This window comes from endosymbiont of Riftia pachyptila (vent Ph05) (assembly GCF_000224455.1).
Lineage (GTDB): Bacteria > Pseudomonadota > Gammaproteobacteria > Chromatiales > Chromatiaceae > Endoriftia > Endoriftia persephonae.
On the sequence record NZ_AFOC01000115.1, the window covers coordinates 1 to 9,290 of the forward strand.

12 protein-coding genes and 1 pseudogene are annotated in these 9,290 nt (G+C 58.7%); 6 read left to right on the forward strand and 7 right to left on the reverse strand.

Going from position 1 to position 9,290, the window contains the following annotated elements:
• Positions 1 to 1,147: diguanylate cyclase (locus RIFP1SYM_RS14350; protein ID WP_039960609.1), on the forward strand; the 1,147-nt coding region annotated here is incomplete at its 5' end.
• A gap of 85 nt (positions 1,148 to 1,232) precedes the next feature.
• On the opposite strand, the gene RIFP1SYM_RS14355 is transcribed toward RIFP1SYM_RS14350, so the two are convergent.
• From RIFP1SYM_RS14355 to RIFP1SYM_RS14375, 7 genes are read right to left on the reverse strand one after another with little or no spacing between them, the layout of a single operon-like run.
• Positions 1,233 to 1,676, reverse strand: coding sequence for a YqaA family protein (locus RIFP1SYM_RS14355; protein WP_005966037.1), 444 nt, complete (start codon positions 1,674 to 1,676; stop codon positions 1,233 to 1,235).
• Entirely contained in the window at positions 1,655 to 2,590 is a 936-nt protein-coding gene (locus tag RIFP1SYM_RS14360; RefSeq protein ID WP_005966039.1) for a class I SAM-dependent methyltransferase, read from the reverse strand. Before RIFP1SYM_RS14360 ends, RIFP1SYM_RS14355 begins: the two co-directional genes overlap by 22 nt.
• Positions 2,587 to 2,967, reverse strand: coding sequence for a DUF423 domain-containing protein (locus RIFP1SYM_RS14365; RefSeq protein ID WP_005966041.1), 381 nt, complete (start codon positions 2,965 to 2,967; stop codon positions 2,587 to 2,589). The genes RIFP1SYM_RS14360 and RIFP1SYM_RS14365 overlap by 4 nt, the downstream gene beginning before the upstream one ends.
• A complete protein-coding gene (locus RIFP1SYM_RS18345; RefSeq protein WP_240992127.1) occupies positions 2,964 to 3,125 on the reverse strand; it encodes a hypothetical protein in 162 nt (53 codons plus the stop codon). The genes RIFP1SYM_RS14365 and RIFP1SYM_RS18345 overlap by 4 nt, the downstream gene beginning before the upstream one ends.
• Positions 3,118 to 3,507, reverse strand: coding sequence for a hypothetical protein (locus RIFP1SYM_RS14370; protein WP_005966045.1), 390 nt, complete (start codon positions 3,505 to 3,507; stop codon positions 3,118 to 3,120). Before RIFP1SYM_RS14370 ends, RIFP1SYM_RS18345 begins: the two co-directional genes overlap by 8 nt.
• A gap of 8 nt (positions 3,508 to 3,515) precedes the next feature.
• A complete protein-coding gene (locus tag RIFP1SYM_RS18350) occupies positions 3,516 to 3,761 on the reverse strand; it encodes a HEAT repeat domain-containing protein (protein WP_240992128.1) in 246 nt (81 codons plus the stop codon).
• On the reverse strand, positions 3,712 to 4,152 hold the full coding sequence (locus RIFP1SYM_RS14375) for a thioredoxin family protein (RefSeq protein ID WP_240992129.1): 441 nt from the start codon (positions 4,150 to 4,152) through the stop codon (positions 3,712 to 3,714). Before RIFP1SYM_RS14375 ends, RIFP1SYM_RS18350 begins: the two co-directional genes overlap by 50 nt.
• A 136-nt stretch (positions 4,153 to 4,288) precedes the next feature.
• Between RIFP1SYM_RS14375 and RIFP1SYM_RS14380 the strand changes: the two genes are divergently transcribed.
• The 5 genes and pseudogenes from RIFP1SYM_RS14380 to RIFP1SYM_RS14395 all read left to right on the forward strand — a co-directional run bounded on the left by RIFP1SYM_RS14380 (position 4,289) and on the right by RIFP1SYM_RS14395 (position 9,232).
• Positions 4,289 to 5,161 carry a CobW family GTP-binding protein gene (locus RIFP1SYM_RS14380; RefSeq protein ID WP_139042160.1) on the forward strand — a complete coding sequence of 291 codons (873 nt, stop codon included), beginning with the start codon at positions 4,289 to 4,291 and terminating at the stop codon, positions 5,159 to 5,161.
• Positions 5,100 to 5,285: a GTP-binding protein gene (locus tag RIFP1SYM_RS17130; RefSeq protein ID WP_240992130.1), complete on the forward strand. Its 186-nt coding sequence runs from the start codon at positions 5,100 to 5,102 to the stop codon at positions 5,283 to 5,285. The genes RIFP1SYM_RS14380 and RIFP1SYM_RS17130 overlap by 62 nt, the downstream gene beginning before the upstream one ends.
• Before the next feature lie 325 nt (positions 5,286 to 5,610).
• Positions 5,611 to 6,083: pseudogene (gene aprB / locus RIFP1SYM_RS14385) on the forward strand (adenylyl-sulfate reductase subunit beta).
• A gap of 26 nt (positions 6,084 to 6,109) precedes the next feature.
• Positions 6,110 to 8,095, forward strand: coding sequence for an adenylyl-sulfate reductase subunit alpha (aprA, locus tag RIFP1SYM_RS14390; RefSeq protein WP_005966055.1), 1,986 nt, complete (start codon positions 6,110 to 6,112; stop codon positions 8,093 to 8,095).
• A gap of 246 nt (positions 8,096 to 8,341) precedes the next feature.
• On the forward strand, positions 8,342 to 9,232 hold the full coding sequence (locus tag RIFP1SYM_RS14395; protein ID WP_005966056.1) for a YkgJ family cysteine cluster protein: 891 nt from the start codon (positions 8,342 to 8,344) through the stop codon (positions 9,230 to 9,232).
• The last annotated feature ends 58 nt before the right edge of the window (positions 9,233 to 9,290 follow it).

Here is a 9,290-nt window from a genome sequence, read left to right on the forward strand (position 1 = left end):
TCTGGAGCAGACCAAAGCACTGTTGGCTGAGCGGCCGGAACGCTTTTTTATCGCGGTGCTCGATCTGAATCTTCCCGATGCGGCGGATGGGGAGGTAGTCGATTATGTCAGCCAGTTTGATATCCCGATCATCGTGCTCACTGGCAACCTGGATACGTCGGCGCGCCAGCGGATGCGCCAGGATCATTTGGTCGACTATGTGCTGAAACGCAATGCCAGCGAGATCGACTACGTCTGCAATCTGGTGAGGCAGATTCGCGATAACTACCGGCGCAAGGTGCTGGTGGTGGACGATTCCCGTTCTTTCAGGCTCTATCTGAGAGGATTGCTGAGCGTACATAAATATCAGCTGCTGGAGGCGGCCAATGGCAAACAGGCGTTACAGCAGCTGAAGGCGAATCCCGATACGGTGCTGGTGATTAGCGACTACAACATGCCAGGAATGGACGGGGCGGAGCTGATCGAGATCATCCGCCGTGATCATCGCCGGGAAGAGCTTGCCATTATCGGTATCTCTGATCGAACTAAAGCGCAGGTCAGCGCCCGCCTGCTCAAGGCGGGAGCCAATGACTTCATTACCAAGCCATTTGAAGTGGAGGAGTTCTACTGCCGGGTGATGCAGAGTGTCGACATGATTGCCCGGGTGTGCCAGATCCGTAATGCAGCTAGGCGGGACTTTCTCACCGGTGTCTACAACCGCTCCTACCTCTATGAGCAGGGTGAGGAGATGTATGCCCGGGCCAAAAAGTCTGCTGCCGGGCTAGCGGTGGCGATGGTCGATGCTGACCATTTCAAGCGGATCAATGACCGATATGGTCACCAGGCAGGGGATGCTGCCCTGGTGGCGATTGCCAACAGTTTGCAGCAGAGCCTGGGTGAGGCGTGTGTGGTTGGTCGCTATGGGGGGGAGGAGTTTGTCTGCCTCCTCCCCGGTGCATCTGAGAGCCTGGCGATGCAGCAGTTTGAACGGGTTCGCGCGGGAATCGAAGCTCTGTCGATTCAGAACGGGGGCGACAGTTTCCAGGTGACCGTCAGCATCGGTGTCACGCTCGATCCCGGTGAGAGCCTGGAGCAGATGATTACCAGGGCCGACCAGGGGCTCTATCAGGCGAAGGCGGCTGGCAGGAATCGTGTCGAACTGAACTGAACGAAATGCGGGTGCCATCCGTCCGTCGAGGTGTGATTGGTGCATAGGCTTCTAACTGAGGCCCTGTCCTTCCGTCGTCGAGGCTTCACACTGGTAGCAGCGCCAGCAATACCCCATAACGTAGCGCCTTGCCGGTGGCGATAAAGAACATCGCCGGTAGCAGCCGGACGCCACTCCAGCCTGCAGCCAGACAGAGCGGGTCACCAACCACCGGCAGCCAAGAGAAAAGCAGCAGTGGGCTGCCATGGCGGGCGATGCGCTGTAGCGCGCGTTGCTGCTCGGGCTTTTTCAATCCGACCTGGGGAAAACGGCGCGCTAGCCACCAGCCGATCAGCCAGCTGCTCAGTCCGCCCAGGGTGTTACCGATGCTCGCCGCCAGCCAGAGCGAGACGTGGGATTCAGGCTGTTCGCTGGCGGCATACAGCAGCGCCACCTCGGAACCGCCGGGGAGCAGGGTGGAGGAGAGGAAGCTGACGCCCAGGATCGCCGGCCAGCTGGTTGGCTCGATCAGCCCTTCAATCGCCAGCATCGATGGGCCGGATGGCGGTGAAAATCCTCCGGCAGGGTCTGCCGGGTGATCTCGCTGCAGTCGAAGGTCTGCTCGATTGATTCGTCAAGGCGAAAGCGGCGCCGGTTGTTGGAGAAGATCAGCTCCCCGCCGTGGTTGAGCAGGGCCATGCAGCCCTCGATCAGGCGTGCGTGATCGCGCTGCACATCGAGCACCTCCTGCATCCGTTTTGAATTGGAGAAGCTGGGTGGATCGAGCACGATCAGGTCGAAGCGCTCCCGCTTTCTCTCCGCTTGGATTAGAAACTCAAATACATCGGCCCGCTGCAGCCGGTGGCGGGGGTAGCCAAAGCCGTTCAGCTGCAGATTGCGCTGGCTCCACTCCTGATAGGTGTTGGAGAGATCCACCGTGAGGCTTGCCTCGGCCCCGCCGGCGGCGGCATAGACGCTGAAGCTGCCGGTGTAGGCGAATAGGTTGAGAAAGCGTTTGCCGGCGGCCTGTTCGCGCACCATCGAACGGGTGGTGCGGTGGTCGAGAAACAGGCCGGTATCGAGGTAGCTGTGCAGGTCCACCTCAAAGCGCAGGCCGGCCTCCTGCACGATCATAGGTCTGCCCTGTCGACCGGTCTTCTGATACTGGGTTAAGCCCCGCTGGCGCCGGCGGGTCTTGAAGGCGAGTCGATCGGCGGGAACCTCCATGACGCTGCTGAGGGCGTCGGCAATGGCTCGCTCCTCACTCTCGCTCGGCTCTTCGATCCCTTTGCGGGCGAACAGCTGGGCGTGCAGATGACCTTCGTACCAGTCGATCGCCAGGGGAAACTCCGGGATGTCACGATCATAGATGCGGTAGCAGCTGATGCCGCGCCGGCGCGCCCACTTACGCCAGTGGCGCTGGTTTTTGCGCAGGCGGTTGGTGAAGGCATCGAGATTGTTCACCGGTTGATGCCTCTGGCCGCCATCGCGAGGCAGAACCAGCCAGCGATGAAGGCGCTGCCGCCGATTGGGGTGATCATGCCGAGGCTGCGTTGCCCGGTCAGGGTCAGCAGATAGAGGCTGCCGCAGAACAGCAGCATGCCGGTGAGAAACAGCCAGCCGCTGGAGGCGATCCAGCGGTTGTTTGGCAGCTGCAGCGCCAGCAGACCGCCGGCCAGCAGTGCCAGGCTGTGCAGCCCCTGGTAGTGAACCGCCTTCTGCCACCACTCTAGATGCGTGGCCGGCACCGCCCCCTCCAATCCGTGAGCGCCGAAGGCTCCCAGCACTACGGTCAGCAGGCCGCTGATGGCGCCAATAAACAGCATCCGCCCTGCGTTCATTGCTGTTCCAGTGTGTTCAACTCTTTGAGAATACCCTGCACCAGCTGCCCGGTGGTGTCGTCGAGGTGCTTGCAGAGTCGCTCCGGCTCCCGCTCGCCGTTGATCATCGGCCGGATCACCGAGGCGAGCCCGGTCAGCGGACCGCCGGCCTTACTCATCTGTTCGGCCATCTCGGAGATCAGCTGCAGTGCCTGGGGATTGCCGCTGGCGGCGGTGTGGATCATCGAGGCTAGCCCCTGGGGCGGCCATGGCGGGATCGGGTTTGGCGTCCGGGTCGGGCAGGGTGGCGGGGTTCTGCATTCCTAGCAGGATCGACTCGGCGATAGTCTGGTCCTCTTCGTCGAGGCTGTTAAGTAGTTCGGCATCGCGACGCCCCTTGAGCATCTGCCGCACGGCGCTGACCAGGGCGGTCCAGCCGTTCTCCTCCGCCTGCTTGAGGTGCTGCTCCAGCTCGGCCTGGCGCTCTGGGTTCTGGCTGCACTTAACCACCTCATTTATAAAGCGGGCGTGCATGGCGAGGATCTGTTGTTTGTGGTCCATGGCTGTTTTTAGTCGATCTCTTGCAGGGAGTCCGCAGCGATCTCGCGGACATCCGGGTGTTCGTCGTCGAGCAGCTCCTGCAGTCGTGGGCGGGCTGCATTGGTGCCGCAGAGGCCGAGATAGTGGGCGGCGTCGGCGCGCAGGTTGGCATGCTGCGATTCGCTCAGGCGCAGCAGAGTGGGCAGGGCGTGGAGCAGGATAGGCTCACCCTGCAGTTCCTCCATCACCACGCCGATGCCGATGCGGGCCGCCATCGGTAGCTCCTTCCGACTCCAGCAGAGCTAGCAGGCTATCGAGCTGTTGCGGCTCCGCATGGACCATCTCGGTGACCCGGTGCGGTCGTTGCGTCTCCAGCAGGTGGCTGAAGTAGTCTGCCACGCCTGTGTCGTTGGCGGCATGTCCGGTCCAGCGTTCCAGCTCCCCTTGGCTCTGGTTGCCCTCGAGCTCGAAGGGCCCGATGCGGGTCCAGGGCACGCTGCGGGTGCCGACCTGCTGGGCCACTTCCGGGTGTTCGACGATGTTGACCACCTCCAGGCGGCCCAGTTTTCCCTCTTTGACGAGGGCCGAGAGCTCCTGCAGCACGCTGGGGCAGTGGGCGCAGCCGGGGGCGATCAACAGCAGCGCATCGGGTGCGGATCTGGCCATATGGGGGTCCGTGAGTGAAACAGGCGCTACCATAACTGGAAGGCGGCGGGGGCGCAAAGCAGGTCAGTCGGTTGGGAGCTGGGGGAGATCGTGTTAAAAATCGCTGCTCGCATAATGTTTGATCCCGGAAGTGGCAGTGGCGCTTCGAAATATCCCTACCAATCTGATTCTCGGTTTTCTTGGTGTCGGCAAGACCACCGCGATCTGCCATTTGTTGGCGCATCGCCCTGACGGTGAGCGTTGGGCGGTGTTGGTGAATGAGTTTGGCCAGGTCGGTGTCGATGGTGCTCTGCTGGAGCAGCAGGGGGTGGCGGTGGCCGAGGTGGCGGGAGGGTGCATCTGTTGTGTCGCAGGGGCGGCGATGCAGGTGGGGCTTAACCGTCTGATCCGTGAGGCGCGACCTGACCGGTTGCTAATCGAGCCCACCGGGCTGGGTCATCCGCAGCAGATTCTGCAGTCATTGCTACGGCCACCTTTTGACGAGCTGCTTGAGTTGCGGGCGACGCTCGGGCTGGTGGATGCGCGAAAGCTCACAGATCCCCGTTATACCACCCATGAGACCTTTATCGATCAGTTGCAGCTGGCGGATCTGCTGCTGGCAAACAAGGCGGATCTTTATGATGAGGCGGCGCGGGAGGCTTTTGTTGCCCTGGTGAGAGCGGCGACGCCGCCAAAGGCGCTGAGTGCGTGGCTAGAGTTTGGTCGTGTCAGTCCGCTCTGGCTTGGTCTCCCCCGCGTTATAGATCGGAATCGGCGATCTTCCCGGGCAGATGGGCAGCCAGCAAATGTCGTGGAGGCTGCCACTGATCGGTGTGCTGCAGCGGCAGAGGCTGGCTGGTTTTTTCTCGAGGGTGTCGGGGATGGCTTCTACAGTGGCGGTTGGCGGATCCCCCGCCCGACAATGTTTTGCTCGCGTGGCGCTGGAGCGTCTCTGCCGCCAGCCCGGAGTGGAGCGAATCAAAGGCGTGATGCACACGGATGCAGGATGGCTGGAGCTCAATGCCGCTGATGGGGAGCTGGCGATGCGGCCGGCGCGGCCACTGCTGGAGAGTCGGATCGAGTTCATCGGCAGGCGGCGGCTGGCGTGGTGGCAGATTGAACAGGCACTGCTGGCAGGATTGTGGAAGGCCTAGGGTGCTTTATCCGACTGTTTTACTGGGTCAATGGTGCCAGGTAGATCAATAAAGGCAGCTTATGCGCCCACCTTGAAAAACTGTTTGGCGCATTAGGCTTGAAAACCTTAGTGTTGACCGCCCTGAGGCCCCGTTGCGCCAGATTTATGCCGCTTTACCCAGGGGCTCAGGCCGGATTTCGTTGTTGCAAGCCGGCCGGCGGCGGTCGCGAAAGGACGGAAAGCTGGATTCAAAATCCGGGATGTTTACCCGGTAAGTGCTTCTAAGTCAGCGCGATTGTGCGTTGGCTGAATCACTGCAGTGAAAAACCTAGGAGAAATGCACCATGCCAACATTTGTGCGTACTGAAAAGTGTGATGGCTGCAAGGGTCAGGACAGGACCGCTTGCATGTACATCTGCCCGCATGACCTCATGAAGCTGGACAAAGACGGTTCCGAGACCGGTCACGCCATGAAGTCTTTCAACCAGGAGCCCGAACAGTGCTGGGAGTGCTACTCCTGCATCAAGATCTGCCCCCAGCAGGCCATCGAGGCACGTCCCTACGCTGACATCGTTCCGATGGGTGGTCTGTGCAGCCCCTGCGCGGTACCGATTCCATCATGTGGACCATCAAGTTCCGCAACGGCACCATGAAGCGCTTCAAGTTCCCGATCCGCACCACCCCTGAGGGTTCCATCGACCCTTATGGTAATACGCCCGCAGCCGATATGGCCAAGATCGCTGAGCCTGGTTTCTTCAACCACAATCAGCAGAATGGCTACCGCGCTGGCGATCCCAGCGAGCTGATTTGCAAGTAATCCGAAGATATTGAGAGGTAAACACAATGGCTGAATTCGGTAATCCGGACGTCATCGAAGAAGAAGTAGACATCCTCATCATCGGCGGTGGTATGGCTGCTTGCGGTACCGCTTACGAGATTGGTCCCTGGATCGAAGCTGCTGGCGGCGGCATCACGGTCAAGCTGGTCGATAAGGCTGCCATGGATCGTTCCGGTGCTGTGGCGCAGGGTTTGTCCGCTATCAACACCTATATTGGTCCTGATCAGGATCCTGCGGACTACGCTCGCATGGTCTCCAACGACCTGATGGGCATCACCCGTGACGATCTGGCCTACGATCTGGGTCGCCACGTTGATGAATCCGTTCACCTGTTCGAAGAGTGGGGTCTGCCGATCTGGAAGACCGACGAGAACGGTGAGCGTTATGACGGCTCCAAGGGCATGACCTCACTGAAGGACGGCGGCAAGCCCGTACGCTCTGGTAAGTGGCAGATCATGATCAACGGCGAATCCTACAAGTGGATCGTCGCTGAGGCCGCCAAGAAAGCACTGGGCATGGACAACATCCAGGAGCGTATCTTCATCGTTAAGCTGGTTAACGATAAGAACGATCCGAACCGTATCGCCGGTGCTGTCGGTTTCTCCGTGCGTGAGCACAAACTGTATGTTTACAAGTTCAAGGCTTGCCTGCTGGTTGCCGGTGGCTGCGTAAACATCTTCCGTCCCCGCTCCGTGGGTGAGGGTCAGGGTCGTGCCTGGTACCCCGTATGGAACGCTGGTTCCACCTACACCATGGCTGCTGAGGCTGGTGCCGAGCTGACCCTGATGGAAAATCGCTTCGTACCGACCCGTTTCAAAGACGGTTACGGTCCTGTTGGCGCATGGTTCCTGCTGTTCAAGTCCAAGGCCACCAACGCTTATGGCGAAGTGTACATGGATCGCAACAAGGAGATGCTGGACGACTATCCTCCTTACGGCCAGGCTGCCGTTCCTGCATCCTGCCTGCGTAACCACCTGATGCTGAAGGAGATGAAGGAAGGTCGCGGTCCCATCTGGATGGACACCGTTACCGCCCTCGCCAACCTGCGTGAGACTCTGTCTCCCCGCGAGGTTAAGCATCTGGAAGCAGAGGCATGGGAAGACTTCCTCGACATGTGTATCGGCCAGTGCGGTATCTGGGCTGGTGAGAACATCGAGCCTGAGAAGAAGAACTCCGAGCTGATGCCCACCGAACCCTACCTGCTGGGTTCTCACTCCGGTTGCTGCGGCATCTGGGTTTCCGGTCCTGACGATGTGGGCGCGCCCACCGACGAGGCGATGGACGGCGTTCCCGAGCACCTGCCGAAGGGCTGGAACTGGGGCTACCGTGGCATGACCACCGTTCAGGGTCTGTTCACCGCTGCTGACGGCGTTGGCGCCTCTGGCCACAAGTTCTCCTCCGGCTCCCACGCCGAGGGTCGCATGTGTGCCAAGTCCATGGTCAAGTTCGTGATGGACAACAAGGACCACAAGCCTGAGCTGGACACCAGCGTTGACGAGCTGATCGAAGAGATCTACCGTCCGGTGCGTAACTTCCTGGAGCACAAGGACTACTCCACCGCTATCGACGTGAACCCCAACTACATCACGCCGAAAATGCTGCAGTTCCGCCTGCAGAAGCTGATGGATGAGTATGTTGCTGGTGTTGCTACCTACTACACCACCAATGCCAACATGCTGGAAGTTGCCGAGCACAAGCTGGCCGAGCTGAAGGAAGACGCTCTGAAGATGCGTGCGAAAGACCTCCACGAGCTGCTGCGTGCTTGGGAGAACTATCACCGCATCCTGACCGCTGAAGCTCACATGAAACACATCCAGTTCCGTGAGGAGAGCCGTTATCCTGGCTTCTACTACCGCATGGACAAAAACTTCGTTGACGAAGAAAACTGGAAGTGCTTTGTGAACTCCATCTACGACAAAGAGACCAAGACCTTCAAGTGCTTCAAACGCGCTCACGTCGATCTGGTCGATAAGTCTAAGCTGTTCAAGTAAGCATTGCTTGACAGTCTGATGGCGTGAAAGGCCCGGATGCCGTAAGGTGTCCGGGCCTTTTTCATCAGTCTGCAAATAAACGCCAATTAACGCAGCGCTTTGTTTTGTATTAAAATTGCGCAATCGCGTGGATCGGATGCTCATCGTTAATGAGCAGCTGAAGTCCAATACCGCCATTTTTTCCGCATCTGCATTTCATTTCGCGTTCATTCGCGTTCATTTGCAGACTTTTACGAGGTCTAAACAATGAGCGAACAATTCGACATTCCCTTTAAAAGTGACTTGGTGCCGACCGTTATGGAGCCTGGCAGCAAGCTTAAATTCCGCTGTTACAAGGGCATCTCCTGTTTCAATGCCTGCTGCAAAAGTGCAGATATTCAGCTCACGCCCTATGACATCCTGCGCCTGAAAGATAATCTGGGTATGAGCGTCACCGATTTCCTGAAGAACCACACGGTTCCCTTTGAGATGGATAAGGACGGTATCCCCGGTATCAAACTGCGTACCGATAATGATGGTGCCTGCCTGTTTGTCACGGATGAGGGCTGCAGTGTCTACAATGATCGTCCCACCGCCTGTCGTTACTATCCGGTAGGCCATATGGCGATTCGTGAGGCGGGCGCAACCGAAGATGAGGCGCGATACTTTTTGGTCAAGGAGGATCACTGCAAAGGTCATGAAGAAGATCGGGAAATCAGCGTCACTGACTACCGAAAGGAGCAGCAGGTCGAGCAGTACGACCAGATTAATCGTGAATGGATGCAGCTGATTCTGAAGAAGAAATCGGCAGGGCCTTCAATTGGACGACCTTCCGATACCAGCCTGCAATTCTTCTTCATGTGTTGCTACGACATGGACCGGTTTCGTCGCTTTGTGCTGAGTGATTCCTTCAAGGCCTCCTACGATATGGATGACGCTTTCTACGCGACTGTGGAGAAAGAGGATCTGGCGCTGATGAGTTTTGGCATCCGTTTGCTGAAACAGATCCTGTTTGGCGACGAGACCATCGCGGTCAAACCGGGAGCAGAGGAGAAGCGCCTCAAGGAGCGTCGTGAGATTCTTGAAATGCGTCGTAAGGCCGAGATCGAGATCCATCGGCAGAAAGAGGAGCAGCAGAAAAAGGACGTACTCTCCTGAGTCTGAATGCTGCCACGACAATCCTAAAAAGCCGCGCATCCTGCGCGGCTTTTTAGTT

Coding starts and splice junctions, on each gene's coding strand:
- RIFP1SYM_RS18350 (WP_240992128.1), bottom strand. CDS start 3,761: ATGGCGGCCCGCATCGGCATCGGCGTGGTGATGGAGGAACTGCAGGGT.
- RIFP1SYM_RS18345 (WP_240992127.1), bottom strand. CDS start 3,125: ATGAGTAAGGCCGGCGGTCCGCTGACCGGGCTCGCCTCGGTGATCCGG.
- aprA (WP_005966055.1), top strand. CDS start 6,110: ATGGCTGAATTCGGTAATCCGGACGTCATCGAAGAAGAAGTAGACATC.
- RIFP1SYM_RS14370 (WP_005966045.1), bottom strand. CDS start 3,507: ATGGACCACAAACAACAGATCCTCGCCATGCACGCCCGCTTTATAAAT.
- RIFP1SYM_RS14365 (WP_005966041.1), bottom strand. CDS start 2,967: ATGAACGCAGGGCGGATGCTGTTTATTGGCGCCATCAGCGGCCTGCTG.
- RIFP1SYM_RS14355 (WP_005966037.1), bottom strand. CDS start 1,676: ATGCTGGCGATTGAAGGGCTGATCGAGCCAACCAGCTGGCCGGCGATC.
- RIFP1SYM_RS14395 (WP_005966056.1), top strand. CDS start 8,342: ATGAGCGAACAATTCGACATTCCCTTTAAAAGTGACTTGGTGCCGACC.
- RIFP1SYM_RS14375 (WP_240992129.1), bottom strand. CDS start 4,152: ATGGCCAGATCCGCACCCGATGCGCTGCTGTTGATCGCCCCCGGCTGC.